Genomic DNA, 25616 nt, shown 5'->3' with positions numbered 1-25616 from the left:
ACCCCCTAACCCCAAAGTTTGTCTAGCATTTCTTCTGTTGAATACTCATTTAAATCAAATTTACTTCCTTCATTTCTTATAGCTCTATCTAGGGCCATAATTAAAGCTACAGCACCGTCTATTTTTTCAGTGGATTTTTCCTTATCAGGTTTTATATTTCCAGCAGGATCGGTTCTTACATGAATATTATCCATCATCCAAGATAGTACTGGGTGTTCACCATGGGCTATTTTCTTTTCCAGTGTTAATTTCATAAGTTCCTTTGTAGGTGGACTCATATCTTTATACCCTTGCCCAAAGGGAACTACTGTAAATCCTGCACCTTCTAGGTTTTGTGTCATTTGCACTGCTCCCCATCTATCAAAGGCTATTTCTTTAATGTTATAGTCCTTCCATAGTTCTTCTATGAATTTCTCTATAAAGCCATAGTGTATAACATTCCCTTCGGTGGTTTGAAGGTAGCCTTGCTGTTTCCAAAGATCATAAGGAACATGGTCCCTTCGAACTCTTAAATCTAAGTTCTCCTCTGGTATCCAAAAGTATGGAAGTACATAGTATTTATCATCTTCTGGTATTGGAGGAAAGACTAAAACAAAAGCAGTTATATCGATGGAACTTGAAAGGTCAAGTCCACCATAACATTCTCTTCCTTTTAGTTTTTCAGGATTTACTTCAAAGGAGCACTTATCCCATAAATGCATTGGCATCCATCTTACAGATTGCTTTACCCATTGATTAAGCCTTAGTTGCCTAAATAAGTTCTCTTCTGCTGGATTTTCCTTTGCACTTATAAAAGCTGCTCTTACCTTTTCTATATCAATGGTATGGTCTAAAGATGGATTGGCTTTATACCAATTAGATTCATCTGTCCAATCATCACCATCTTCAATTCCATAAATAATAGGGTAGAAGGTAGGATCATGTTTTTTCCCTCTTAATATATCATCTGCTTTTTGGTGAACTTCCCAGCAAATAGAATGCCTATCAGTCCCAGCAGTAGTAATTAAAAAGAAAAGTGGCTGGCATCTCGCATCTCCACTTCCTTTAGTCATTACATCATAAAGTTGTCTATTAGGCTGGGCATGTAATTCATCAAAGATTACTCCATGAACATTAAGCCCATGCTTTGTAAATGCTTCAGCAGATAGAACCTGATAAAAACTAGCTGTAGGCATATACACTAATCTCTTTTGAGATAGAATTGGTTTTATTCTTTTCTTTAAAGCAGGACATTGATCTACCATATCTACTGCTACATCAAATACAATAGATGCCTGTTGTCTATCAGCTGCACATCCATAAACTTCAGCACCCCATTCTCCATCACCACAAGTAAGATATAGGGCTATAGCTGCAGCAAGTTCACTCTTTCCATTTTTCTTTGGAATTTCCACATAAGCTGTATTATATTTCCTATAACCATCTTCTTTTACAGTTCCAAATATATCTCTTATGATTTTATCTTGCCAAGGTAAAAGGTCGAAAGGAACTCCATGCCATACACCTTTAGTGTGTTTAAGGTTACTTATAAATTTAACTGCTCGTTCTGCTTTCTTTTCATCAAACATTATTTAATCCTCAGTAATTTTTCCATTGGATCATCAGTATCTGTCTCCTCTGTATTTACCTGAATTCTTGTACGAGCAGCAGGAGTAAGTCCAAATTCAGAACAGAAGTCTTTCATAACCTTTAGATATGTTTGAGCAATGGATATCTGTGGAACCTGTTGAATATATCCTGATGGAGTTTTAAAAATAGTGCCATGCTTAGATAAGAATTCCTCAGCTTCTTTCCATCTAGCATAAGCTTGACAATATCCAGCAAAGGCTGCCATGTCTACTTCAGTAAGTATTCCAATGGCCTCCATCGTTTTAGCCATTCGCTCCCATTCTTTCTTAGCTTCAGGCTCCAGCCATGACGGACATTCGGGAGCTTTTCTTTTAGGTTTTGGCTCATTTTCATTTAAAGGCCTTTTTCCAGGATTCCCTTCCAAGACCTTTAGTGCAGTTGGCTTTGGCTTTCTTCCTCGTGTCGCCATGCTATCACCTCCAATTTATAGTGAAGAAAAAAGGCCCTTATTTTAGGCCTTCCTTCTGATTTTTCTATCTTCCAATTCCTTTGTAGTTTAAAACCCCTAGGGTAATTGCCCCATTACCTCTTTAAAAAGCCCTTACAGGGCAAGTGTGGGGCTTATTTTCCCCTCTTTGTGCTGATTTCAATGGCTTCATCAATGAAACTCAAATCAAATCCAGCACTTTTGTATCCTTCCTTTACAGTTCTTAAATAACTTTGACTTGGAGAATTTAAGTGAATTCTATCCTTAATCTTATTGGTCATAATGTAAACCATGGCAGTTACAATTTCTCCAGTTTCAAGTTCCACTGGTATATCTTCTTTGTAGTAAAAGCTAGGATAGCCTTCATACCTATCAAGGGCTATTTCATCTTTAGGCTGAACTTCCCATATAAGTACTGGTACTCTTTTACCTTTGTAGGGTTCAATGGTTAAATAGGCATTTCCAGGTACACCTTTAAAAAGCAGCCTGTAGCCATAGAGCATTCCCTTTCCATAAACCTTGGCAGTAGGACATCGGTAGCTCATTTGCTCTAGGTTAAGGTTTGAACCATAAGCAACATATAGTCTTTTCATTTTCAATCCATCCTTTCCAAAGGGCCCAATATTTCCCCACTACTTGGCCTGTGTGGCCTTTGCTTTAAGTGAGGGAGTCCTTCTACCAGCTTAAGAGGGGTTTCCCCCTCTGTGGCTCTTGGGCCTGCCGCTATTTTTAGGTTTCTCTATGCGGCTCTTCGAAATCTCCAAGCTGCACTTCCTTCTAGGCGTTTAGTTAAGTGCTCTCTGCAGTTTTTAAATTCATCCCCGATAAGTCCTATTCGGTTTAGCCAAGTTCTCATTGCAAACTTTGGATTTTCAATTTGTGGCTTCTTGGTGCTGGCACTCTTTTGGGTCAAGGCTTGATTGTTTATTGCTAAAGCCAAAACAATGTAGCTTCTAATCTTTCCTGCATGAAGGGTTCCGTTAAATCCCCTAAGCTCTACTGTTCCTACTCCATTGAAAAAGCTGTGAAGGTTTAGGAAATGGTATCTGCTTTCATGGTAGTGTCTATCTCTACTGGAGCCGTAGCCTTTGTACCAAATGTCCTCGATTTCTTTGAAGGTTTTAGGTTTTTTCTTATTCATTCTTTCCACTAAATCCTTATCCATCTTCTTGCAGTAACGCATCCTTTCCCTTTCAATTTGTAGGCTATCGTAAAGCAAATCGTTTCTAGCGTAGATGATGTTTACAAAGTTTCTTAAGCTTCTTGGTGTATGGTCAGCCCCATCTAGGTGTATATGTATTCCTGCTGTTGAGTTTGGAAAACCTCCTGCCTTTCTGATTTTTCTTACTATCTCCTGCAAAGTTTCAATGTCTTCTTCGTAGGTTAGGATTGGGCTTACTAGCTCTACGCTGTATTCTCTTCCTGCTGCAACCTTTTGCCCATTTACTTTTCTTTGGCATCTCAAGCTTCCGTCATACATAATCTTCCAATCCCTTCCATCTGGTGCAGTAACTTTGTAGCTATCGTAGTAATCATACTGTTTTTGAATGCTTCCCCCTAAATGCTCTGCCACAATTTTTGCTGCCTTTTCTCTTGTAATTCCTGTTAGTTCAATCTCAATTCCAAAGTTTCCTTTTAAAAAATCTCTCTCTGCCATGGTTTTATCTCCTTTCAGTGTGTTTTCGTTGTGTATATATATCACTCTAAAAGGGATAAATAGCAAGTCATATTTCAATTAAACACAGTATTTTCAATGTATTTCAACATATTCAGAGATTATAGCTAGAGCTTCTGAATAACTTTTAGCTGTTGTTGTTATTCTATCCACCATTTCATCTGCTTCTTTTTTCTGTCCTGCTTCTTTAAGTGCCCTTCCTGCTATTCCCATAAGGTTAAATATATTTCCATCTTCACCGATTAGTTTGCATTTAGGCTTCATGTCTCTTCACCTTCTCTTTTGGAATTCTAAAGGCACAGTTTCCTGATAGGTTCTTAAGAAGCTCTTTTCTAATTTCCTTGTACTCATCACCAGAAAGTCCAAGTCTATTAAGCCAAGACCTAAATGTGTACTTTTCATTTTCCATTGGACTTACTATGGCTGAAGCATAAGATTGTCTTTTAGCTTGCTTGTTTATTCCTGCAAATAGCCAGATGGCAGATTCAGTGCCATTATGTTTAAAGGTGAAGGTCTTTTCTTTAAAGTTAAACTTAATTCCAGGATGGCCCTTGTCTCCTCCAATTCTATTAAGTGCTCTTTCAAAACTGTCTATGCTGTTGATATCTTCTTCATTGAGCTTCTTAACAAAGTCACTATCAACTAAGTCTTCTTCCAAGCCTAGAGATTTCTTTATAAGAGGCTGTTTGCTGTGAATTATGTTAATGATGTTTCTTAAAGTCTTACCACTGTGACCATCCATTGGTATTTCAAGTTCATAGTTAATTTCTTCTTCAGGCTCTGCTGTTTCAGCTTGATTTATATCTTCAGGCCCAGCTAGCAGTTCTTCAAATTCTACTTCTGTTCCATCAGATGTCATAATCCTTCCCTCCCTATCTATGATGTAAGTTTCTTTAGGTGTTTCTATTTGGTAGTGAAAACTTGGTGCTCCTAGATACCTAGGCTTCACACCTAAGTACTCACCTAAGATTTTTATCATTTCCTTTCTATCCATTTCAATCCCTCCTGTATTTAGGTTACTTACATATATCACTCTAAACACAGGGAATTGCAAGGATTATATCGTATAATTGCATATAAAAAAAGCAGGCTAATAAAGGCCTACCTTTTATTAAATATATTTTTTATCTTTATAGCTCCAATTTTTAAAAAATTCATCTTCATCAACCATTGACTCATATGGTGGTAATGTAAAATCAATAATTATATTAACTACATCAGTAAAATCAAGTTCATATTTTAATATTTTTTTACAGAAATTGTCCCACCTCTTTTGAATTTGGTTATCTTTAGTAAGTCTTGCAATTACAGCAACAGAGTCCTTTTCATATGGTGTGCCTCGATTAGATAATGTTTCATATATTGCTTCTTGAAGTTTCCTACCCTCAAAATCAAATGTTGTTGCTAAATAATATATATCATAAAAATCCTTCATACGACCTGTAGCTTCCATTAAAGATATAATCGCATCTAATTTCTCTGCTACTGTAGATTCTAAAGAATAAGTTAATACCTCAGGTTTTTTAAACTCTGGAAGTAATACTGGTAGAGTTCTTTCAACTGGGGAAGGTACAATAATATCCCCAACTCCAAAGTCTATACTAAAAGGTGTCTTTGTCCTTCCAATAATACCAGTAAGGTTGACCCTGATACCATGATACTCTTTAACCTCACTAATTTCCTCTAAACCTCTAATTTTAAACTCTACAAAATCATTATTGCTAGGTGAAGAAATAACTTCTTTAACAAGCTTTTCTATAGCATCTAAATCATTTGAATAATTCTTTAAAAGATAATCTGCATCAACTGTTGGTCTTGTAGTAAATCCACTAATTGAATATAATAAAAAACCACCTTTAAGAATAAGATTTTCTTTATAATTACTCCCTGAAAGTCTTCGAATAAATTCTTCTTGACAAAATAAATTTAGTAGTTGTTGCAATGGGATGCCTTGTTCTTTCGATTTGTTTTTTAGTCTTGCTAAAACTGATGCTTCAATATTTCCCATTACAACCACACTCCTATATATGTCTGTACCTTATTCTTAATGTTAAAAACTTTAGCATATTCAAACAAGTTCCTCACATTTTTCTTTGGATCTTTTATATAACGCTTTATGGCATTAGTAAATACTTCTCTCTCCAACTTATTCTCATAGCGAAGAACATCACATATAGTGCGATCTCGATTAAATATTTTTATCTCTACCTCTTCTACTTGAATTACATCCAAGCCGATTTCTAGTAATTTTGGTTCAATATAAAAGACTTCTATTAATGGGTAGTCAATTTTATACTGACTTTTTTCACTGTCTCTATCAACAGCTATTTGCCATGCTAGAGGTATTCTATCTGTATATCCATAATGCATCAGTGCACTTTCAAGAAAAATTACTGCATCTGGAAATAGTCTTGCTATTACAGCTTCTTCTGGATAGATATTATCTGATAGTTCATAATAACCACGTTTAATTCTTGTAATATCTCCACTATCTACAAGTTTCTTTATTTGCCGACTTGAAAGCCCTAACGCATTAAGTTCTGATGTTTTAATACTCCACCACGATTTTTAAATTCTTCGTAAATAACACCTTTTTCAATCATAATTGCACCCCATTATCCGCATTACGATTAGCAGTGCGGGTATTTTAGTGCAATTATATCATTTATTTATCTGATTTTCAAGAATTTTAAATAAAAATAAGTCTAAATCACATACTTTGTATTTTAGTTTCTAGTAGATTTCATAAGCCCTTTATATGGTACTTTCTCTCCGTCTCTTATTATAAAAACTTCTTCATAAGAATCAACATACTCAATATATCTTTTCACAATAACATCTGCGTATTTTTCATCAAGTTCTATAGCATAACAAATTCTTCCTAACTGCTCGCAGGCAATTAAAGTAGAACCACTGCCAGCAAAAGGCTCTAATATAATACAATTACTCATACTGCTATTTTGGATCGGATAAGCTACAAGAGGTACTGGTTTCATAGTTGGATGAAGTTCTGATTTTGTAGGCCTATCAAAATTCCAGATAGTTGTTTGTTTTCTATCTGCATACCATCTATGCTTTCCCGTAGGTTTCCACCCATAAAGAATAGGCTCGTGCTGCCATTGATAATCAGAACGACCTAATACCAATAATTGCTTGGCCCAAATACACACATTAGCAAGATGGAATCCTGCATCCTTGAAAGCCTTTCTAAAATTTAACCCTTCTGTATCTGCATGGAATATATAAGCTGCAGCACCATCATCAAGAGAATTAAATATATTTTTAAATGAAGCTAATAGGAATTCATAAAAGTTTTTATCTTCCATATTGTCATTTTTAATTTTTCTCTCATTTTCACTTCCAGCTGTATAATTCACATTGTAAGGAGGGTCTGTAACACAGAGATTTGCTTTCTTTCCTTCCATTAGTTTCTCATAAATTTCTGCCTTGGTACTATCTCCACAAATAAGTCTGTGCCTTCCAAGTAGCCAAATATCACCCTGTTTTGAAATAGGCTCTTCTGCTAAAGCTGCATCTACATCAAAATCATCATCCTGCACATCTTTATCGTGGATATTACTAAAAAGCTCATCTATTTCTGCAGTATCAAAGCCTGTAAGGTCCATATCAAAATCCAGTTCTTTTAAATTTTCTAATTCTAAAGCTAACATCTCATCATCCCAGCCTGCATCCATAGCTAATCTGTTATCCGCTAAAATGTATGCCTTCTTCTGGGCCTCTGTCAGATGTTCCACTAACACACAGGGAACTTCTTTTATTCCTTCTTCCCTTGCTGCCATTACTCTGCCATGGCCAGCTAAGATATTATAATCCTTATCTATAAGGATGGGATTTATAAAACCAAATTCTCTAAGGCTACTTCTCAATTTATTAATTTGGTCTTTACTATGGGTTCTAGCATTATTTGCATAAGGTATCAACTCATCTATATTAATTAGTTTTAATTCTTCTGTTGTTTTCAATATTTCACTCACCTCTTTATTTTTTATTGAATTTTCTTTGTTTCTTTGTTATAATGTTTATAAAGATACAAAGATATAGGTATTATATTTATGAATTTAGCATATACTATAAAGGAGGTTACAAATATGCCTACAATTGTTATGGAGCGTGATATTATGGATCGTAAAATAATCAGCGTTTCAAAGAAGCGTCAAATTACGATACCTTTACAATTCTATAAACATCTTGAACTTGGAAGCGAAGTTGAATGCTCACTTGAAGATGGTAAAATTGTTATTCAACCTCTTCATAGAGAACCTAGTGAGTTTTCCGTTGAAATACTAAAAGACCTAGTTTCTCAAGGATATTCAGGTGATGAACTAGTAAAGCAGTTTGAAACACAAAGCAAAAATATTAAAAAAGCTGTTACCAATATGCTTGAAGAAGCAGATACCATTGCAGCTGGTGAAAAGAAAGCAGCAAACTTTGATGACATCTTTGGTTCAGAGGACTGATTATGTACGAAATATTATTCAGTCCTCAAGCTGAACGTTTTTTTAAAAAATTAAAGGAAAAACCTTTAAAAAATGCATATAAAACAGCTTTACTAAAATTAAGTGAAAATCCTTATATCGGTCAACCAAAACGTGGTGATTTGGCTGGAATTTATGGTTTTGATGTAAAGTATAAAGGTATCAATTATGAAATTGCCTATACCATAAGTGAGGTTGATGGTAAAAAAATTATTGTGCTTCTTGCTGGAACTCGTGAAAACTTTTATCAACAACTAAAGCGATATATTAAATAGCTCTCAAAAGAGGGCTATTTTGCTTCTATACCCCCCCTATGGAATTTTGCGAATTCTTGCACGAGGGGGCCGCCCCGTTCCTGGGCTAGAGGGTTTTAAAATCTTCACCCCGCCCTAGGGGTCAATAAGTGTAAACCTTTCTTTTCCATCTACCATCTTCCTTGGCAGTCTTCCTATCGTGGCAGGACTTACACAAAGATTGTAGATTATTAATGTCATAGAATAAGTCTTCGTTACCTTTATGAGGTTCTATATGGTCTACCACTGTTGCTGGGGTAATCCTATTATTCTTTAAACACTCTACACAGAGAGGTTGTTTGTTTAATACATACCTTCTTAAATCTTGCCAGCGACTGCTGTTGTATAGTTTCTTATATGGTCTATTACTACAGTTGTATTCTCTATTAATTTCCTTTTGATGCATCTTGCAATAGTTCCCTTCTGTTAGCTCTGGACAGCCTGGGTACTTGCAGGGCTTCTTTGGTTTCCTTGGCATCCTCTTTCACCTCTTTAAAGCAACTAGGGAACATGCAATACACCATATTAGGTGAGAGCCATGTTCCCCAGACGCATTTCTTACATTTATTCATTTGTTTCATCTCCTAAAATTGGGCATAGAAAAAGCCCTAAAGCTAAATGCTCTAGAGCTTGTCATTCTATAAAACTTTAGATCAGATCGTTTTAAATAAAAATGGGCGACCCAAGCCACCCTAAGAAATATTAAGTGCCTAACCAAATGTTAAGCTAAATAGTATTTGAACAAAAATACGAGTAGGTACAGGCACCTTCTCGCTAAAAACTTTATAAGTTTTTGTTCCTCAGTATAATTATACCAGGTAGCCCACTCGTGACTCCCCATATTTGACATTTATAACACTTTAGGCATTCATCCTAAAGTATCTTTGTATTTTACATTAATCTTAAAAATCTATTCTTGTAAAAGATCATCTAAATTAATCCCAAGAAGTTCTAACTTAATAGCAGCTACTTCTTCTTTCTTCTCATTTGATATTTCTCCCACTTTTTCATACATATCTTTTTTTAAAATAGGTTGAGTTAACTGTATTTGGGCCATACATTTTCTTAATACATCATCTCTTTTTATATCTCCTTCATTCGGGTATAAAAGAACATCAAACTTTTGTAGAAATCTTATAGTTGTTGTAATTGGTGCAACTCTTATTAGCAAAGATTCTTCATCATTATTCTCTAAACAATTTTGTACAACTAATACAGTCCTAGAGTAGTGTATTTTTCTTTTATCTACCACCCTATCACTTGGAAGTAATCTAATTAGCTCGTCCCTTAACTTCCAAATCTCACCAAATGCAAATTCCCTGGTATCCTTTAAATCCTGTACATCTTTATATAGTTCTACCATATTCTGCTCTCTCCGTTGTATCTAATGTAGCCTCATAGGAATTTAAGATGAATTTCTCATATTCTACATAATTATCTTCATTCACCTTAAAAACTTCCTTTTTTCTTAAGTTGTCCTGAGCTTTCTTTAATCTAGCGGGTGAAAATTTGAATATGTTATTTTTCACTTCTTTCATCCCCCTCTCTAAGGCTTTGGACTTATAATATCGCTTCATTAAATCAGTATCTATTACTTCATCACAAATCTCACTATCATTTAGGTCCCCTCTAGCTTCAATCCAAGGAATTTCTTGATGGTTCATCGCTTCTAGCTCATTTGCAGTATATGAACTATATGTTTCTAGAACTTTATTAATTATATTCAATTTATAATCAGAAATATTACTCATTGCACTCTCTAAAATATTGTTTACTAAGTTTGCATCCATGTGTATATTATTATACCCACATTTAGAATATTTAAAATATAAAGGTCTTAAAACTGCACCATGTCTCCAAGCCTCAAAACCATTGCTTATTAGCTTTTCATCATTTAAAGCCAAACTCCAGGCCTGACAATAATACATTAATTTTTGAAGTTTTTTATTTGAAATTTCTAAGTTATGCGAATTACAATAAGCAATTATATAATTAGATAAATCCTCATAATTCATACAACTCATTTTTATCCCCCATTTGTTTTAAAAAACATCTTTAGTATCTATATTACCATTGTATCACTCTTAGTTTTATATGTCATTAGCTTTTTTAAATTCCAGGCATAGAAAAAAGCCCTCTTTGGGGCTTGTATTCAAGAATGCTGCGTTTCCTTGGAATCAAACTGATATAACCTCGGCCTATACAAACAGCATATGGTGTTCTTGATTTTTCTATACCTTTACATCTTATATATTACTACATTCATTAAGTGGCTTTCAATGGCTTTTAGTGGCTTCTTTTAAAATTTCATCAATTTCTTTTAAAGCTCTACCATGAAGTCTCATTATCCACCTTTTATCATATCCCATACATCTAGCTACATCATCCCAGCTCTTATTATTTATATATCTCATCTCTAATAGCAGTTGGTAACTAACGTCTTCCACTTGGCTAATGGTTTCTAATATTTCTCTTTTCAAATCGATTAATCTATCAATGTCATCATTTATTTCATAGCTTAAATCTATAAGTTTAACAGTAGCATCTTCCATAGGACTTGTTGTAGATTTACCCCCAGATACCTTCTCCTGAGTAAAGTCTACAGTAACCTTCTCCGCTATAGCTTTCAGTCTTTCCATTTGATCCAGCTTATTATTTATACTTTTATCAAGCCACATAGCTTGAGATAGATATTCTTTAGCGTTCATTCTCATTACCTCCCATCTTTCTAACCCTCGCCTTCACTGCATTTAGCAATGCTTCTTGTCCTACTTCTTTACCTTCAAGTGCTTTCATAACATCTTCATCCATAGTACCTTTGGATACTAAGTGATGGATGATTACATTTTGCTTTTGGCCTTGTCTATAAAGTCTTGCGTTTGCTTGACTATATAATTCAAGGCTCCAAGTAAGCCCAAACCAAATGATGATATTTCCACCAGCTTGAAGGTTTAATCCATGTCCAGCACTAGCTGGGTGGGCCAGCATAATTGGTATTTTACCTTCATTCCAATTCTTTATATCTTCAGCTGTATCAAGAACTGTTAAATCATCTCTTTTTAGGTGCTTTTTAATTCTATCTAAATCATGCTTATAGGAATAAAAGATTAATACTGGCTTTCCATTTGCAGCTTCTATGCTGTCTTCTAATGCTTTAAGCTTTGCATTGTGTATTTCTTTTACATCTCCGTTTTCATCATAGACAGCTCCGTTGGACATTTGGAGTAGCTTATTAGCTAGAACACCTGCTGTATTTGCTACAATATCTGAATCTTTAAGTGGCAGTAATAAGTCCCTTTCCAGTTGGTCATATTTATCCTTTGCCTTCTTTGGCAGATAAATTGGTATGATATTATTAATTCTTTCTGGTAGTTTTAAATAATCCTCTGCTTTCATACTGACACAAATATCTGATAGTTTTTCATAGATGGCTTCCTCGGCACCTTCCTTTAACTTATAGGTGAATACTATATGCTGATTTCTCTTATCTGGTAAGAAGTATCTCTCCCTGTATCCAGTTATGGTTTTTCCTAGCCTTTCTCCACCATCTAGTAGATAAATTTGAGACCATAGATCTATAAGTCCATTTGGTGCTGGAGTTCCAGTAAGGCCCACTACTCGTTTCATAAAGGGCCTTACCTTTTTTAAGGCTTTAAACCTTTGTGCTCTATGGGATTTAAAGCTGGATAGTTCATCTATTACCAACATGTCAAAGGGCCAATCCTTACCACATTTATCTACTAACCACTTCACATTTTCTCGGTTGATGATGTAAATATCAGCTTTAGTATATAAGGCATTAATTCTTTCTTTTTCCGTTCCTAAAACCTTAGATATTTTTAGATGTTTTAAATGATCCCATTTAGCTGCTTCTTCATCCCATGTGCTTTCCGCTACACGAAGAGGTGCTATAACTAATACTTTTGATACTTCAAAGTAATCAAACATCAATTCATCTATAGCTGTTAGTGTAATAACACTCTTGCCCATTCCCATATCCAGCAGTAATCCTGCTTTTTCTTTATCTAAAATCCACTGAGTAGCGTATTCTTGATAATCATAAGGCTTATATTTCAATCAACCACCTCCTGTAAAAATACATCTATTTTTTCATATGAATCTATTACATAAACTTTAAAGCTTAAGCTTTCCAGTTGCTCTTTTCTTTTTAATTGGAGAGGCCTTAAATTTTTCCCAGGTGCTTTTAGTTCTACAAAGTAGATTTTTCCTTTTGGTAGTAAAACTAATCTATCAGGCACACCTGCCATTCCTGGAGAGGTGAACTTAAGTGCAAGGCCACCTAAATCTTCTACCTCCCGTTTTAATCTAGCCTCTATTTTACTCTCTAAAATCTCAAACACTCCCCATTTCTTAAACAAGTATAAATCTTGTTAACAATCTTGTTAATCTCTACACTCCAGTATTTATAAGGCTTTTAGTAACTTTTAAAAGGTTTTCAATAAACAAGTAACAAGAATTTCCTATAGACTACTCTTAATTATAGAGATTAGGCATATACATATACCTATATATTCTTTATTTTATTTATCTATATATATAATCTTGTTTATCTTGTTAATAATATAAATTAAAGCCTTAATATAACTAGGGTAGGGGTGGTAAACAAGAATGGTAACAAGCCTAAATCTTGTTTAATCTTGTTTATCGCATCTAACATAAATTCTTTGTATTCCATAGAGAGGAACTTTGGCATTTCCTAATTTATTTCCAGTGTACTTTTCCCATCCATCAATCTTTCTCATTATTGCATTTATCTCATAAGAGTCTATCTTTCTCATGGCAGTAGCTTCTTTACCAAATAGCTCACACCAAATTTCCATGGTGCAGACTTGCTCTCTTCTTACAGTTCCTATAACATTATCGCTAAACTCATCACCACGAATAAAGCTTCTTCTTGCATATAAGTCCATATCATCCCAGTTCGTTGGAAGGAGCATATCTAAATATTCTCTAACTACTCCTTCTCTATCATCACTTTCTAAAGCATCCACTTGGGCTGCATTTGCTATTTTTTCAGCTTCATTACTTAATACTAAAGATTCACCTTTATGGTAATATTCCATTACTTCTGCCCAAATCTGGTCTACATCATCTATATCCCAAGGTTTTAATTTAGTATCTCCTGGAGTCTTAACTGGCCAAAACCTACGCCCACCAGTAATATCCCTTAAAAATCCTGCTTCTTGATTTGTGGTGCCTACAATAATACACTGTCTTGGATGGTCTTCTACTGAGTATCCATAACTTGCTCTAAACTTATCATCTTGCCTTGATAAAAAAGACTTTAATGTCTCTTCATCAATTTTTCTAATTCCAGCTAGTTCTCCAATTTCAAGTATCCAGTAACCTTGAAGTTTTTCCGCTGCAGTTTTATCTCTCATATCTGAGATGGAAAGAGAATCACTAAAAAACTTTCCTCCTAGCTTTGAAAACAAAGTACTCTTTCCTATTCCCTGTGGCCCATTTAAAACTAGAACTGTATCAAATTTAATTCCTGGATTCATGGTTCTTGCTACTGCTGCAACTAGTGTCTTTCTCGTTGCTTCTCTGGTGTAGATATTATCTTCTGCTCCTAGATATTTAACTAATAGGGTATCTACTCTTTTAACACCATCCCATTTTGGAAGATTTAATAGATACTCCTTTACTGGATGTCTAGACCTTTCAACGGCTACTTTTAATACAGCCTCCTTAAGCTTTCCTGGTGCATAAAGGTTATAGTTTAAATCAATATATCCAGCAAGAGATGCTTCATCAGTTTTATTCCACCCAGACTTTAACCTTTTCCAGGGAACATCTCCTTCTACATCAACACCTTCTCGAAGCTCGTTATAAAAAATACTGTTAAGTTGTGGATCATGTCTTATTATAAGAATTATATTGGTAAGAGTATTTTTAAGCTCTCCCTTATTATTAATTTCAAGGTTTACTTGCCAATCTTCCTCATTAAAATCCTCACTAGCTGAAGTCATCCTTTCACTAGCTATAGTCTTTTTAACCTCTAAATCCTCTCTAGCTAACTTCTGCATAGAAAGATAAGATGGCAGCTTATTTACAGGTGTTCCTTCCTTTGCCTCTTCATCTAATTCACCGAACTTATGAAGTCTTACAAGGTCAAAAGCATTACATAGTTTGCCACTAATGGGGTCGGTGCCATGGTGTGAATATGCAAAGTCTCCATTTTCATATATAACTAATCCACCTGCAGATGATCCTGGAATATATGTGTATCTATTAGAAGTTTCACAAGGTGAGTATATATCAGATAAAAACTTCTCAATTACATCAATGATAGAGTATGTCCTACAAAAGGCACCTACTACACCTGGCTTTTCTTTAGGATCTCCTTGTCTTTCTGCTAATCTCTTTCTATTCTCTTTAGTCCTTGAACTTTCAGGCCAATAGGAAGAGTCTCTCCAATCTTTATACCTTGCAAGTATTTCATCTGGATCTACCCATTCTTCATCTAATACTTTGAAAATAAACTCTCCATCAGAAGAAGTTGATGGCCAATACATCAATCTATGTGGCTCATAGGTGGTATCATCAAAGAAATCTATGCCTAAATCTGCTGCAATTCTTCTTGATACTGCTCCATATTCATCAGAAGTTACTGCCCTTTTTAGTGGAATAACAAGTCTTAATCTTGGAGCTTTAGGACTGTGACTGTGAGTAGAATACATTACACATCCATATCCAAACATGGTCTCAACTCCTGCCCATAAATCTCCCTTAACAAAGTCAGCATCAAGTGTTACAATTTGCCTCCAAACTACATTATCAGCTTTTCTTCTGCCTTCCTTTAAAGTTCCACCTACAAAACCACCTACATCTTTTATTTCATCTTTCTTCGATTTAGATAGCTTCTTGTATTCTTCATAGGTTTCATAAGTTCTTATGGTACTGCTTAATTTATCTACCAATTCCGACCATAGCATCTCTCGATTCTTCCAGTTCATTTCTTTTCTACTTCTACCTGTAGCAATGGTAAGAACTCCATCATGTTTAAGTTTAGGTTCCTTAAGCTTATATGGCTCTTGCATATTTACTCACCTCTTTCTTAAGTCCTTTCTTTGCTCCTTCTATATCTCCAGCTAATGCCTGACCTCGTAAGGTTTTAATGGTTTGTCTTGGGAGAATTCCTCTATAGTCTTTTAGAAGTTTTATAAACTTAATGGTTTCCCTATTCATCCAAAGGTTCACACCTTTCATTAAACCTTCTTACTATAATCCCTAGTGACTTAGCCCTTTCAATTTCATTAAGCATTCCCTCAGAGATTTTATCTCCAAAGGCCCATAGTTCATCACATATATTTAAAAGTTCAAGTCCCATATCTATTCCTGCGTTTCTTTCATCTTCATCCTCGTCATCTAAAAACTGAGTAAAGATGGTATGAGGTGCCAAGGGAATACCACCCTTGACATAGACATACCTTGAATAACCTATAGCTTTATTTATATTCCTTTTAACATCTCCCCTTAAGGGAGAACATACATAGATAATTGGTTTCACTAATATCACCTTCCTCTTTAGGTAGGTCGTATTTCATGACCCACCTAATCTTTTTTATAGTAATCACTCTCAAAGGCTTCAGCTCTTAATGGAAGTCCTGGGGCCCAAGGGATATCAAGTCCCATAATTCCCTCCACTTCTTCTAATGAACCATTATCCTTTGGAACATCTAGTATAACTTCATCATGAACATGAAATACAATCCTATATCCGTACTTTTCAAGCCTTAGCATAGATTCAGCTAAACAGTCCCTTGCTATGGCTTGTATAATATTCTCTGTTAATTTTCCTCCATAGGTGTCAATACGACCCCACTTCATCCCTTCTATACCTTCATAGGTCAATTTATCTTTATTAAATCTTTCATCTATTTCAATCCTGGGCCTTACATAGGCAAGGCTTCTGCCAGAGGGTAGTCTTATAAATAACACTCCTGATTTAAAGTAGAACCTAAGACCATATTGCATACTAACTACTGTTCTTTCCTTAACTGCTTTAATTGCAGCACTTTCTACATCCCACCAAAGTCTAACTATATTTGAATTGGACTTTCTCCAAGCAGATACAAGCTCAGGTAGTTCTTCTTCACTAAGTCCCATGTCTATTGCACCCATAGCCTTTAAGGCACCTTTACTTCCTCCATATCCAAGGGCCAACTCTGCAATCTTTCCTTTCTGTCTTAAGACGCTGCCCTTATGAATTTCTTCTACAGGAACTCCAAACATTTGAGATGCTGAAGCTTCATATATCTTTCCATGAGAATTAAACACATCCATTCTCCATTTCTCTCCTGCAAGCCAAGCTATAACTCTAGCTTCTATAGCACTAAAGTCTGCTACTATGAATCTTGAATTAGGAGAAGGTATAAAAGCTGTTCTAATAAGCTGAGATAGAACATCTGGTACTGAATCGAAGAGTAGTTCTAGTGTTTCATAATCTCCAGCTAGAAGAAGTTCCCTTGCTAAATCCAAATCACTCATATCATTTCTAGGAAGATTGTGAACTTGAACTAATCTTCCCGCCCATCTTCCAGTTCGATTTGCTCCATAAAACTGTAGTAATCCTCGTATTCTTTCATCCTTACACATGGCTCTTTCCATGGTTTCATATTTCTTAACTGAAGTCTTAGACATATCTTGCCTTAACTCTAAAACCCTTCTTGCTATAGGGTCATCAACTTCATCTAGTAACTCTGCTACTTTTGCTTTGGATAGACTTTTCACTTCAATACCATGTTTATCTTTAAGCCAAGTCTTTAGCTGGGCTGGGCTGTTAGGATTTTCAAGTTCTGTTAAATCTATAGCTTCGTCTACTAATTCCTTTTGGTAGATTTCATCGCAGTGTATTGCATTTTCTACTAATTCGTTATTCACTCTAACTCCATAATCATTAATTCTTTGGTCTAAAAACCATAGCTTTAATTCTTTATCTGTCATAGGGTAATTCTCTAATCTTTTACGAATAGACCTTTCCACTTCCACATCTTGCTTACAATATGCTTTGAATGTTTCCCACTTATTCTTATCATGATGAGGAAGATTTCTAGTTCTTCCCCCATTAGCTTTAGTAGGCTTACAGGGAATTGAGAAGTATCTAATTAGTGCTTTCCCTTCACTCATCTTTTGCTGTTCTAGATTTAAACACCTAGCCACACCTGCTAAACTGGTAGGAAGGCCTAAAGTTAATGCGTGGGCCATACTGCATCTCCACTGTTCTGGTGGCATTTCCTCTTTAAAATATTTTGATAAACAAGTTCTTTCAAACTGTGCATTAAAAGCTGTTTTAATTACTTTAGGATTAGTTATAGCTTCTACTACATCAGCTGGAACCTTTTCACCACTTGCTAAATCTATAACCTGTACTTCATCATCATCATAGGCATAACCAATGATTAGTATTTCAAAATCCTCTGCTTCAGTGTAGGCATAGACCCCAGATTTACCGAGGTCTACACTACTATAAGTTTCTATATCTATAGCTAATATTTTCATAAGGCATTATCCTAAAATATCATCAAAATCATCATCTATAGCTTCAAAATCATCTTCAGGTCTTGATATTCCACCTAAGGGCTCTCCATCCTCAAGCTTCTGAAGATTGTTTAATCCAAATGTAATTCCCTTTGCCCCATTAATGCTATATGGGAAACTGCTAATACTTGCTCTACCATAGCAGCCTGAATAAAATTCTGTTTGGTCTAATATAGGCTCTACATTTTTGTCTACAATACCTGGTTTTATCTTGCTGTTTACATTTATAAAGTAACTATTTTTATATGCTGGGTCATCTGGTTTGTCTAAATCTCCATCTCTTAATGGTCTTCTAAAATTTGAACCGCTGGTAAACTTTGAACCAAATCTTGATATTCCCTCTTTCTCGGCAGCTTCAATTGCCTTATTTATCTTTTCTAGTGTTTTCCTATCATTCTTTGGAATAATTAAGCTAACAGAATACTTAGGTTCACTTCCATTAACACTTTGTGGCTCCCACACATTTGCATAACTAAATCTAACTTTACCTGTAACTATTTTCATATTAAAATTCCTCCTTAAAATCTATTTCTGCACTGCTTCTTATAGCAGGTCTTTTATCTTCCTCTGGAACTAACTGAAGTTTCCCAGGAGGTTTGATTATTAAATCTCCTATGGTTTCTTCAAATACTTTCTTTCCTAATTTCTTTTCAAGTTTGGTAAGGCTTAGTAAAGATTTACTGAATATCTTTTCTTCTTCAAATCCTGCAGCAAGTAAAGCTTTGGCAACTTTATCTTCATTTGAATATCTCCTACTACTTCTGCCTTCCACCAGCTTAAATCCAGGCCACTCTTTGCCTTCATTTACTGCTTGGTTGAATGCATATGCTTCTACATCACTTGCCCATTTTTTTAGTTCATCTATTTGATTTAGTACTTCTAAAATTTCTACATCTGTTAATAATGCTGGTAGCTTAAAATCCATACAAGCTAGTTTTATGTTTTCATCTGCTCTAGCTCGACATATGGCTTTTACCTTACAGAACCTGCAATGCTCTCCTACCTTAAATTCACCTTCCCCCTTCCAAGCTTCATCAGCCTTTGGCTTTACTATTTTCTCTCCCCAATGTATAAGTTCTTCTACTTCCATTTCATCGCTGGAGATATTATCAAGTCTTGGTTGGATAATGGTCATTCTAACTTTCTGGGTATCATAGAGCATTCCAAATCCGTTAATTGCACCTAAGGCATATAGACGCATTTGGGGATTTCCTATTGCTGATACTGCTACTCCTTTGCCACCTTTTAAATCAATAACTTCAATAATTCCATCTGCAATAATGAGGACATCTCCTGTTCCAAATCCTTCTTTAACCCAAGGGCTGTAATCTAATCTTTCTTCTATTAGAATAAGTGAGTCATAAGTATTTGCCCTTGCTTCATTAATCTTTTCAATTACTGTATCTACATAAATCTCTACTGCTTTTTTTATTTCATCTGTATAAAAATCATTTTGCTTCATTTCTTTTAGTCTTTTATTGAACTCTGCCTTTGTAATATCATCTAGAAAAAGTTTAAGATGTAACTCTCCTAATCCATGCATAAAGGTTCCTTCCTTTGCATAAATGCTTGTATTATCTTCCACCTCTTCTTCCAGCCTTACACTAGGGCTGCACTTAAGCCATCTGTGAGCCGATGAAGCAGAGAGTAGGGCATGTTCTCCCATTACATCACCTCGACTTTCTCAAGTAATTCTGGGTATTTTTCTCTTGGTATATCACTTAGCTTCTTAACTCCAAATCCTGTAATAAGCTCTCTTACCTGTGCTTGCTTTCCAGCTTTAGACAGAGAAGCTAACTTTGCTCTGACTTCCTCTAAAGTTGGTAGATTGTCTTTCACCTTTTCTTTAGGTTCATTTCCTTCTACAGCTCCTGCTAAGGTTTCAATACTATCTGCAAGACTTCGTAGATCCTCCACCACATCTAGTGCCAGTTTGATTTTGCTCATTCTCTTCCTCTCCTTTCTCTAGTTCTAATAGACGTCTTGCCAGCCTTTTTGATACAATGCTCATGGCTGTAAGTACTCCTACCATTTCTTCATGAGTTTCTTTATTTGCTTGCATTTTTGCACCTCCTCTTTTTAAATAAAACCCTTCACTTATTAGCCAATGGGGAAGGTAGTTTGATAACCAGTTTTTAAAAACATTTTTTACCCCCTCACTTATTAGCCAACGAGCAAGGGGGTTTGATAACCAAAACTTATGAAAAATATTTTTTTATTTTATTAATAACTTTCTTATGCCTTTTAACAATGGCTGGCTGAGATACATTTTCTTCCTTTGCAATTTCACGAGTAGTCTTATTTTTATAATAAATGTCCTGTATAAGTTCTTGCTCTTTGCTATCTAACTCTTTTAAAGCTTCCTGCAAAATTAAAAGTATAGCCTTATCACATACAATATCTTCTACAGATTGCTTGTCTTGAAATGTAGCTCCATTCTCCATCAATCTTTCTATTGAATCTTCTTTGCTTGGAATGTATATAGGTCTACCTGTCTCTGGATCAATATCAATGCCACCAACTTTAACATCTTGTTCTAAATATCTGCGTCTTCTATCCATTTTGTAATATTCTTTATAAAGCTCTTCACTTACTTCTACTTGCTCTTTGCCAATTTTAATAAATTTTTTCATTATAATTCCTCCTTGGATTTTTAAAATTTGATGATAGGTAATAGCAATAGGTCTAATGTTTAGGTCAGGTTTAAAATTGCTGTTCAAGCTCTTTATTACTGGTGAAAAATGACTATTTACACAGGCAAGTCCTAAAAAAAGACAAAAAAATAGCCAGACTGAAATGCAATGTCCGAGAATTTAATCTCTACACATTTGCATTTCAATCCGGCTATCTAGCAGCTCACTAGGGATTGTTTCTTATTTAATTTATGAAGCTTCTTGCTTTTTCTTTAAATATATTGAATTGCAGGTTTTTCTTATTCTTTTTATTGTAATTGAATCTACATAAGGCCCAATGATTTCCTCAATATTAATTAAGGTTGGCCCTTTATTACCACGAGCTTTAGCTGATATGATAAGTGAATCCTCTTCAATCAAAACCTTAAACAACAACCTATTGGTTTTATCCTCATCTCTAACTTCTTCTAATAACATAGGTACCTCCATAATTTAATGATTTTTGTAGTTTCCTGTTTCGTCATATATGCTTATTTGCGAACACAAGGATAAAAAAATATAGACTATGCCCCTTTAATTCTCATACAAGCTTATATGTGAACAGTAGGGTAGTAAAGTAGCAAAGAATCGCTACTCTTCTTCCTCTAAAGCTTTTATAAATTCCTCCCAGGCTTTTTCTGTGATGTCTTTTTTACCCTTGGCCTCATTTAGCTGTTTGGCTTTTCTTAAAGCTGTCCTAGCTAATTCGCTTCCCTTTATATACTCTGGTAAGTCCATAGGTATTTCATCTCTGTCTTCAGAAGCCATATCTATCATGTTTTCTTTTTCTTCCTGAGACAGATTTAAAATCTCTGCTATTTCTTCTAGCTTATCTATATTTGGTGGGTTCCTTCGTCCCTTTTCAATATCACTCCAATAAGCTGGAGAGAACCCTACTAAATCTGCCATCTTCCTTAAACTAAGCCCTTTCTCTTTTCTTCTTTTAGTTATAAACTTTCCAAATTTATTCATAAGTCATCCCTTCTTTTATATTATAGAGCATTGTCTTTTCTCTTCAACACTCTTTATAAATCCTAGATTCTTAAGTCTTATTTTTGCAGCTGTTAACGATACATCAAATTGTCTTGCCACTCCCCTTGATAGTTCTTCGGCCCAGAAATCATTATATAAATCTATTCCTCTTCTATTGAAAAACTCTTCTACTCCTAACAATCTTACATAATCTTTTACAGCTTGTGTAAAAGCGTCAACTGGCATTAGAAGTGCTGATGCTAAGTAGTCTGCTTGCCACTCCATCCAGTCATCGTCTGTCACTAACTGTTTTCTACCTGTAGATTCTATATCAGTTGTTCTACATTTAATAGCTGTTGTTTTTTCTTCTTCTCCTATATAGTCAAATATACTTATTTGATTTTTATCTACAGCATATATATCTCGGTGTAAAAACCAATGAGATATTTCATGGCAATGAGTAAATCTTCCTCTTCTTATTTGGTCTTCTTCTAATAAGCTATTGTCAATTAATATAGTTCCTTCATCTACTGGCAACTTTTCAGCTTTATTTTTTATTGGATTATACACTGGAACACAACCATCATTAAATACAATCATACCTAATATGGACCTGTTATGGCTTAAGTCCTTATAATCTACATCGAGTCCTGCATAACACTCTGAAAAAAGCTCTACATCTAAAGCTGTTGGTGTTTTAAGATTCTCAGGCTTGTAGTCTCTTATTATCCTTTCAGCAATATACTCTATATTTTCCTTGGATAGAATAGGTACCCCATTTGCTTTAGATCTAAAATCAAAACTTATCATTATATCACTCCTATCATAAATGCGTGTTAGCTACTATGAGAACATTATACTATACCAATATATTCCTTGTCAAGTGTTGGATACAAATAAAATAAGCACCCCAGTAAACTAACAAAGTCTACTAAGATGCTTATAAAAAGAAATAAAGACCATTGGATAGAGCATTCCCATTAATACTTTATCCAATAGCCTTTAATATGATATGTCTTATTTAGTTTTTCAGCCAGTGATGTGATCTGACTATTTTATGGATTTGGGTTTGAAATGTTTCCGTTCATTTATTTAAATTTGAGAAGGATAACCAGAGGTTACCCCTCTCATAATTTTTGTTTATGTTATCTACTCATTACTGAGTTATTAATAATTCTTATGCGTCTTGTTATTCGTTTGCTGGTGTTGTATCTACTTCATCTTTTACATTAAATGTTAGTTTATAAATATATCCATCTTTAGTTTTTACTTCAACCTCTAATTTTTCTATAGCATCATCTTTTGGAAGTGCTTCAAAATACCAACTTAAATTAGCCTTATCTGCATATTCATTACTAGGAGTATATAAGAAAGTTGTTGTTATATTATCTCCACTAACGCCTTGAGATTCACTACCTTCTCCAAATGCTAATCTATTAACGTTAGTAACTTTTTTTTCACTTTCAGTAATTGCAGTAACCTTAAAATCACCTTTAGCTATTTCTTTACCTTTAAAGTCTCCTGTTGGTATAGTTACTGATTTACCAACTTTTTGGTAATCTACAGCATTTATAGTATCGTCTTTTACTTCTTCTACTATAACAGGTTTAACAGTTACGTTTACTATTAAATTATCAACTTCTTGATCTGCTACTTTGCTTATAACTAATGTTGCATTTCCTGGTTTTACTATTTCTGCTTTACTTGCTTCACCTAATTTAATAACAGCCACGTTATCTGAAGATGCTACTTCTACAGTGTCTTTATCTCCTAATGCTTTTCCATCTTTTAAGAAAGCAGCTTTTAATGCTCCTTCAACATCTCCAGCATCAGCTTTAATTTCTATATTACTTGTTTTTTGTTCTATTACTGATTTCTTAGTTGTATCTACAACTTTGAAGCTATCTTTGAATACTTCAATTGTTCCTACTTTAACTGATACTGTGTAAGTTTCATCAGCTTTTAAATTAGTAGTAGCTATTTCCCCTACATTTACATCTTTTAAGCCTGTAACTGCCTTACCATCTTTATCTGTTACTGTCATTTTTGCTTCTGCTACTGCATCACCAGTTTTAACGCCATTAGCATCTACTGGGAATACAGATAGTGTCATTTCTTTATTTTTATTATCTTTATCGTCATTCTTATCTAATTCAGCTTTGAAACCTTCAACAACATAGTTGTCAACGATTCCAGCTTCAGTTACTTCTACTTCTAATGTTGTTTTTACTTTTTCACTAACAGCAATTTCAATTACAGCTTTTCCTGATTTAGTTTTATCAGCAGGTTTAACTTCTAATGTTCCTACACCTTTAGTTAAACTTAATTCATTAGCTACTGTTACTAGGTCAGATCCTGAAGTAACTTTTACTGTTAATTTTTCATTTGTTTCGAACACATTATCATATTGGTCTTTTACAGTTACTTTTACTTCTTCTGGAGTTTGAACTTGGTTTGAAATTGAAATTTCATTTTTATCAAGTTCAACAGCTGCTGCTTTAGCATCTGCTACTACTTTAATTTCTATTGTTTTAGTTATATCTCCAACAGTAATTCTTACTGGAACTGAGCCTTCTTTTAATGGAGTAATGCCACCATTAGTTCTATCTACTAATACTATTGTCTTATCTAATGATTCATAGCTAACAACAGGGTTATCTATTTTCTTACCAAATTGATCTTTAACTAATACATGAACTTTTTGTCCTTCTGCACCTTTTTGTAATACTAGGTTTTGTTTGTAATCATCAGCATCAAAATTTGCATTTTTAGCTACTGTATAATCAGATATTTCAGCAGGTTTAGCTGCTTCAGCTTTTACAGTAATTCTATTTGATTTTATTTTATTTCCATCTTTATCTGTATATACTACGTATACAAATGCTGTTTCTTTATCAGCTAATGTGATTTTTCCATCTTTATCTATTTTATCACTTGCTGTTGATTCAAATGTAACATCAGTAGTTGCTGTAATATCTAAGCCGTTAGCATCTAATACCTTATATTCAATTGCTGTAGCTTCTGTTGGTACTACTTGAACAGTTTTAGCTTCTATTTTAGCTACATCACCAATTACAAAGTCAAATTCTTTTTCAGCACCAGCTGCAACTACTTTATAAGTATTTTTTGTTGCTAATGCATCATAGAATGATATTTCTGCTGATTTCTTATCTTCAGCTAACTTAACTTCTTTAACGTATTGTTTTTCTGAAGTTTTTACATTTGTTACTACTACATCAGCTTTTGCTAACTCTTCAACTTCTTTGTTGAATACTACTTTTACAGTAGTAGGATTAATAGCACTAACTGATTCAACTTTTAAATCTTCTTCAACTGGAGTTACTGGAACTACTTTATCATCTTTCCATTCAGCTTCAGGTTTAAAGTCTGCTAATGTCTTTTCAGTATTTTCAGTGAAATCATTTAAAACAAATTTCTCTCCTAAAGCTACAGCATCTTCTGCTGCTTCTTGAACAGCTTTATAATCTACAAAACCATTTGTATCATCAAGTAATGCTGTTAATCCTTCTCTTTCGTTATATTTATTAAATAGTTCACTATCTAAGCCAGCTGCTTTATTTTCATAAGCAGTAGTTAGCTCTTCAAAATTTATTTTAACTTCTTGACCATCTATTTTTGCAATTACATCTGTAGTTTTTGCAAATGCTGTTGTTGAGACTGCTGCTGCAATCATAGTACTAACTGCTGCTGCAGATAGGACTGCTAAAAATTTCTTTTGCTTTTTCATTTATACCCTCATCCTTTCAATTTAACAATTTTAGATAATTCTAAAATTATTAGTAAATATTAATAACATCACAACCTGTTTTCATTTTATAACGATAAGGGCACATAGCCCTTATCATTAATATTAATTTATAATAGAGT

Annotated in this window: 30 protein-coding genes; 2 read left to right on the top strand and 28 right to left on the bottom strand. The window is 34.5% G+C overall.

Annotated features, from left to right (window positions below):
- Window positions 1-5: 5 nt before the first annotated feature.
- The 9 genes from CKV72_RS01620 to CKV72_RS01580 all read right to left on the bottom strand — a co-directional run bounded on the left by CKV72_RS01620 (window position 6) and on the right by CKV72_RS01580 (window position 7714).
- A complete protein-coding gene (locus CKV72_RS01620; protein WP_095177276.1) occupies window positions 6-1568 on the bottom strand; it encodes a terminase large subunit in 1563 nt (520 codons plus the stop codon).
- On the bottom strand, window positions 1568-2038 hold the full coding sequence (locus CKV72_RS01615; protein ID WP_095177275.1) for a phage terminase small subunit P27 family: 471 nt from the start codon (window positions 2036-2038) through the stop codon (window positions 1568-1570). The genes CKV72_RS01620 and CKV72_RS01615 overlap by 1 nt, the downstream gene beginning before the upstream one ends.
- A gap of 152 nt (window positions 2039-2190) precedes the next feature.
- Window positions 2191-2649: a gamma-glutamylcyclotransferase family protein gene (locus CKV72_RS01610; protein WP_095177274.1), complete on the bottom strand. Its 459-nt coding sequence runs from the start codon at window positions 2647-2649 to the stop codon at window positions 2191-2193.
- 146 nt (window positions 2650-2795) lie between these two features.
- Entirely contained in the window at window positions 2796-3713 is a 918-nt protein-coding gene (locus tag CKV72_RS01605) for an amidoligase family protein (protein WP_095177273.1), read from the bottom strand.
- A 93-nt stretch (window positions 3714-3806) separates the two neighbouring features.
- Window positions 3807-3995 (bottom strand): hypothetical protein, encoded by a 189-nt coding sequence (locus CKV72_RS01600; protein WP_095177272.1) that lies wholly within the window; start codon window positions 3993-3995, stop codon window positions 3807-3809.
- Window positions 3985-4725, bottom strand: coding sequence for a virulence-related protein (locus CKV72_RS01595; protein ID WP_095177271.1), 741 nt, complete (start codon window positions 4723-4725; stop codon window positions 3985-3987). Before CKV72_RS01595 ends, CKV72_RS01600 begins: the two co-directional genes overlap by 11 nt.
- Before the next feature lie 117 nt (window positions 4726-4842).
- The gene (locus tag CKV72_RS01590; RefSeq protein WP_095177270.1) at window positions 4843-5739 is read right to left on the bottom strand and encodes a nucleotidyl transferase AbiEii/AbiGii toxin family protein; all 897 of its coding nucleotides are present in this window, start codon (window positions 5737-5739) and stop codon (window positions 4843-4845) included.
- Window positions 5739-6101 (bottom strand): type IV toxin-antitoxin system AbiEi family antitoxin domain-containing protein, encoded by a 363-nt coding sequence (locus CKV72_RS01585; RefSeq protein WP_242955730.1) that lies wholly within the window; start codon window positions 6099-6101, stop codon window positions 5739-5741. Before CKV72_RS01585 ends, CKV72_RS01590 begins: the two co-directional genes overlap by 1 nt.
- A gap of 356 nt (window positions 6102-6457) precedes the next feature.
- Entirely contained in the window at window positions 6458-7714 is a 1257-nt protein-coding gene (locus tag CKV72_RS01580; RefSeq protein ID WP_095177269.1) for a site-specific DNA-methyltransferase, read from the bottom strand.
- Between the two features lie 126 nt (window positions 7715-7840).
- Between CKV72_RS01580 and CKV72_RS01575 the strand changes: the two genes are divergently transcribed.
- Together CKV72_RS01575 and CKV72_RS01570 are read left to right on the top strand one after the other, a co-directional pair.
- Window positions 7841-8209, top strand: coding sequence for an AbrB/MazE/SpoVT family DNA-binding domain-containing protein (locus tag CKV72_RS01575; RefSeq protein ID WP_095177268.1), 369 nt, complete (start codon window positions 7841-7843; stop codon window positions 8207-8209).
- A 2-nt stretch (window positions 8210-8211) separates the two neighbouring features.
- Window positions 8212-8502, top strand: a complete 291-nt coding sequence (locus tag CKV72_RS01570; protein WP_095177267.1) for a type II toxin-antitoxin system RelE/ParE family toxin — start codon at window positions 8212-8214, stop codon at window positions 8500-8502.
- A gap of 121 nt (window positions 8503-8623) precedes the next feature.
- On the opposite strand, the gene CKV72_RS01565 is transcribed toward CKV72_RS01570, so the two are convergent.
- The 19 genes from CKV72_RS01565 to CKV72_RS01485 all read right to left on the bottom strand — a co-directional run bounded on the left by CKV72_RS01565 (window position 8624) and on the right by CKV72_RS01485 (window position 25476).
- Entirely contained in the window at window positions 8624-8998 is a 375-nt protein-coding gene (locus tag CKV72_RS01565; RefSeq protein WP_095177266.1) for an HNH endonuclease, read from the bottom strand.
- 432 nt (window positions 8999-9430) lie between these two features.
- Window positions 9431-9883: a type II toxin-antitoxin system PemK/MazF family toxin gene (locus CKV72_RS01560; protein ID WP_095177265.1), complete on the bottom strand. Its 453-nt coding sequence runs from the start codon at window positions 9881-9883 to the stop codon at window positions 9431-9433.
- Window positions 9867-10544 carry a Panacea domain-containing protein gene (locus CKV72_RS01555; RefSeq protein ID WP_095177264.1) on the bottom strand — a complete coding sequence of 226 codons (678 nt, stop codon included), beginning with the start codon at window positions 10542-10544 and terminating at the stop codon, window positions 9867-9869. Before CKV72_RS01555 ends, CKV72_RS01560 begins: the two co-directional genes overlap by 17 nt.
- A gap of 252 nt (window positions 10545-10796) precedes the next feature.
- A complete protein-coding gene (locus CKV72_RS01550; protein ID WP_095177263.1) occupies window positions 10797-11228 on the bottom strand; it encodes a DUF1492 domain-containing protein in 432 nt (143 codons plus the stop codon).
- On the bottom strand, window positions 11218-12597 hold the full coding sequence (locus tag CKV72_RS01545) for an SNF2-related protein (RefSeq protein ID WP_095177262.1): 1380 nt from the start codon (window positions 12595-12597) through the stop codon (window positions 11218-11220). Before CKV72_RS01545 ends, CKV72_RS01550 begins: the two co-directional genes overlap by 11 nt.
- Window positions 12594-12872, bottom strand: coding sequence for a PDDEXK family nuclease (locus CKV72_RS01540; RefSeq protein ID WP_095178344.1), 279 nt, complete (start codon window positions 12870-12872; stop codon window positions 12594-12596). Before CKV72_RS01540 ends, CKV72_RS01545 begins: the two co-directional genes overlap by 4 nt.
- 300 nt (window positions 12873-13172) lie before the next feature.
- A complete protein-coding gene (locus CKV72_RS01535; RefSeq protein WP_095177261.1) occupies window positions 13173-15584 on the bottom strand; it encodes a virulence-associated E family protein in 2412 nt (803 codons plus the stop codon).
- Window positions 15568-15732 (bottom strand): hypothetical protein, encoded by a 165-nt coding sequence (locus tag CKV72_RS12190; protein ID WP_169712334.1) that lies wholly within the window; start codon window positions 15730-15732, stop codon window positions 15568-15570. Before CKV72_RS12190 ends, CKV72_RS01535 begins: the two co-directional genes overlap by 17 nt.
- Complete coding sequence (locus CKV72_RS01530; RefSeq protein WP_338031791.1) at window positions 15725-16054, bottom strand: DUF7768 domain-containing protein; 330 nt, start codon at window positions 16052-16054, stop codon at window positions 15725-15727. Before CKV72_RS01530 ends, CKV72_RS12190 begins: the two co-directional genes overlap by 8 nt.
- A gap of 44 nt (window positions 16055-16098) precedes the next feature.
- Window positions 16099-18045 (bottom strand): DNA polymerase, encoded by a 1947-nt coding sequence (locus CKV72_RS01525; RefSeq protein WP_095177260.1) that lies wholly within the window; start codon window positions 18043-18045, stop codon window positions 16099-16101.
- 6 nt (window positions 18046-18051) lie between these two features.
- The gene (locus tag CKV72_RS01520) at window positions 18052-18588 is read right to left on the bottom strand and encodes a DUF2815 family protein (RefSeq protein ID WP_095177259.1); all 537 of its coding nucleotides are present in this window, start codon (window positions 18586-18588) and stop codon (window positions 18052-18054) included.
- A 1-nt stretch (window position 18589) separates the two neighbouring features.
- Window positions 18590-19750 carry a DUF2800 domain-containing protein gene (locus tag CKV72_RS01515; RefSeq protein ID WP_095177258.1) on the bottom strand — a complete coding sequence of 387 codons (1161 nt, stop codon included), beginning with the start codon at window positions 19748-19750 and terminating at the stop codon, window positions 18590-18592.
- Window positions 19750-20004 (bottom strand): rRNA biogenesis protein rrp5, encoded by a 255-nt coding sequence (locus CKV72_RS01510; protein ID WP_338031790.1) that lies wholly within the window; start codon window positions 20002-20004, stop codon window positions 19750-19752. Before CKV72_RS01510 ends, CKV72_RS01515 begins: the two co-directional genes overlap by 1 nt.
- Entirely contained in the window at window positions 19973-20146 is a 174-nt protein-coding gene (locus tag CKV72_RS12185) for a hypothetical protein (RefSeq protein ID WP_169712333.1), read from the bottom strand. Before CKV72_RS12185 ends, CKV72_RS01510 begins: the two co-directional genes overlap by 32 nt.
- A 136-nt stretch (window positions 20147-20282) precedes the next feature.
- The gene (locus CKV72_RS01505; RefSeq protein ID WP_095177256.1) at window positions 20283-20717 is read right to left on the bottom strand and encodes a sigma-70 family RNA polymerase sigma factor; all 435 of its coding nucleotides are present in this window, start codon (window positions 20715-20717) and stop codon (window positions 20283-20285) included.
- 249 nt (window positions 20718-20966) lie between these two features.
- Window positions 20967-21194, bottom strand: coding sequence for a hypothetical protein (locus CKV72_RS01500; protein WP_095177255.1), 228 nt, complete (start codon window positions 21192-21194; stop codon window positions 20967-20969).
- A gap of 153 nt (window positions 21195-21347) precedes the next feature.
- Window positions 21348-21728 carry a helix-turn-helix domain-containing protein gene (locus CKV72_RS01495; RefSeq protein WP_095177254.1) on the bottom strand — a complete coding sequence of 127 codons (381 nt, stop codon included), beginning with the start codon at window positions 21726-21728 and terminating at the stop codon, window positions 21348-21350.
- A 15-nt stretch (window positions 21729-21743) separates the two neighbouring features.
- Complete coding sequence (locus CKV72_RS01490) at window positions 21744-22538, bottom strand: ImmA/IrrE family metallo-endopeptidase (RefSeq protein ID WP_095177253.1); 795 nt, start codon at window positions 22536-22538, stop codon at window positions 21744-21746.
- A gap of 379 nt (window positions 22539-22917) precedes the next feature.
- A complete protein-coding gene (locus CKV72_RS01485) occupies window positions 22918-25476 on the bottom strand; it encodes a hypothetical protein (protein ID WP_095177252.1) in 2559 nt (852 codons plus the stop codon).
- Window positions 25477-25616 lie beyond the last annotated feature (140 nt).

This window comes from Clostridium cochlearium (assembly GCF_900187165.1).
Lineage (GTDB): Bacteria > Bacillota > Clostridia > Clostridiales > Clostridiaceae > Clostridium_G > Clostridium_G cochlearium.
This window is presented reverse-complemented; position numbering and strand designations above follow the sequence as displayed.

Coding starts and splice junctions, on each gene's coding strand:
- CKV72_RS01550 (WP_095177263.1), bottom strand. CDS start 11,228: ATGAACGCTAAAGAATATCTATCTCAAGCTATGTGGCTTGATAAAAGT.
- CKV72_RS01620 (WP_095177276.1), bottom strand. CDS start 1,568: ATGTTTGATGAAAAGAAAGCAGAACGAGCAGTTAAATTTATAAGTAAC.
- CKV72_RS01520 (WP_095177259.1), bottom strand. CDS start 18,588: ATGAAAATAGTTACAGGTAAAGTTAGATTTAGTTATGCAAATGTGTGG.
- CKV72_RS01610 (WP_095177274.1), bottom strand. CDS start 2,649: ATGAAAAGACTATATGTTGCTTATGGTTCAAACCTTAACCTAGAGCAA.
- CKV72_RS01525 (WP_095177260.1), bottom strand. CDS start 18,045: ATGAAAATATTAGCTATAGATATAGAAACTTATAGTAGTGTAGACCTC.
- CKV72_RS01495 (WP_095177254.1), bottom strand. CDS start 21,728: ATGAATAAATTTGGAAAGTTTATAACTAAAAGAAGAAAAGAGAAAGGG.
- CKV72_RS01485 (WP_095177252.1), bottom strand. CDS start 25,476: ATGAAAAAGCAAAAGAAATTTTTAGCAGTCCTATCTGCAGCAGCAGTT.
- CKV72_RS01535 (WP_095177261.1), bottom strand. CDS start 15,584: ATGCAAGAGCCATATAAGCTTAAGGAACCTAAACTTAAACATGATGGA.
- CKV72_RS01560 (WP_095177265.1), bottom strand. CDS start 9,883: ATGGTAGAACTATATAAAGATGTACAGGATTTAAAGGATACCAGGGAA.
- CKV72_RS01615 (WP_095177275.1), bottom strand. CDS start 2,038: ATGGCGACACGAGGAAGAAAGCCAAAGCCAACTGCACTAAAGGTCTTG.
- CKV72_RS12185 (WP_169712333.1), bottom strand. CDS start 20,146: ATGCAAGCAAATAAAGAAACTCATGAAGAAATGGTAGGAGTACTTACA.
- CKV72_RS01565 (WP_095177266.1), bottom strand. CDS start 8,998: ATGCCAAGGAAACCAAAGAAGCCCTGCAAGTACCCAGGCTGTCCAGAG.
- CKV72_RS01590 (WP_095177270.1), bottom strand. CDS start 5,739: ATGGGAAATATTGAAGCATCAGTTTTAGCAAGACTAAAAAACAAATCG.
- CKV72_RS12190 (WP_169712334.1), bottom strand. CDS start 15,732: ATGAATAGGGAAACCATTAAGTTTATAAAACTTCTAAAAGACTATAGA.
- CKV72_RS01500 (WP_095177255.1), bottom strand. CDS start 21,194: ATGTTATTAGAAGAAGTTAGAGATGAGGATAAAACCAATAGGTTGTTG.
- CKV72_RS01570 (WP_095177267.1), top strand. CDS start 8,212: ATGTACGAAATATTATTCAGTCCTCAAGCTGAACGTTTTTTTAAAAAA.
- CKV72_RS01555 (WP_095177264.1), bottom strand. CDS start 10,544: ATGAGTTGTATGAATTATGAGGATTTATCTAATTATATAATTGCTTAT.
- CKV72_RS01515 (WP_095177258.1), bottom strand. CDS start 19,750: ATGGGAGAACATGCCCTACTCTCTGCTTCATCGGCTCACAGATGGCTT.
- CKV72_RS01490 (WP_095177253.1), bottom strand. CDS start 22,538: ATGATAAGTTTTGATTTTAGATCTAAAGCAAATGGGGTACCTATTCTA.
- CKV72_RS01605 (WP_095177273.1), bottom strand. CDS start 3,713: ATGGCAGAGAGAGATTTTTTAAAAGGAAACTTTGGAATTGAGATTGAA.
- CKV72_RS01505 (WP_095177256.1), bottom strand. CDS start 20,717: ATGAAAAAATTTATTAAAATTGGCAAAGAGCAAGTAGAAGTAAGTGAA.
- CKV72_RS01575 (WP_095177268.1), top strand. CDS start 7,841: ATGCCTACAATTGTTATGGAGCGTGATATTATGGATCGTAAAATAATC.
- CKV72_RS01595 (WP_095177271.1), bottom strand. CDS start 4,725: ATGGATAGAAAGGAAATGATAAAAATCTTAGGTGAGTACTTAGGTGTG.
- CKV72_RS01585 (WP_242955730.1), bottom strand. CDS start 6,101: ATGCATTATGGATATACAGATAGAATACCTCTAGCATGGCAAATAGCT.
- CKV72_RS01600 (WP_095177272.1), bottom strand. CDS start 3,995: ATGAAGCCTAAATGCAAACTAATCGGTGAAGATGGAAATATATTTAAC.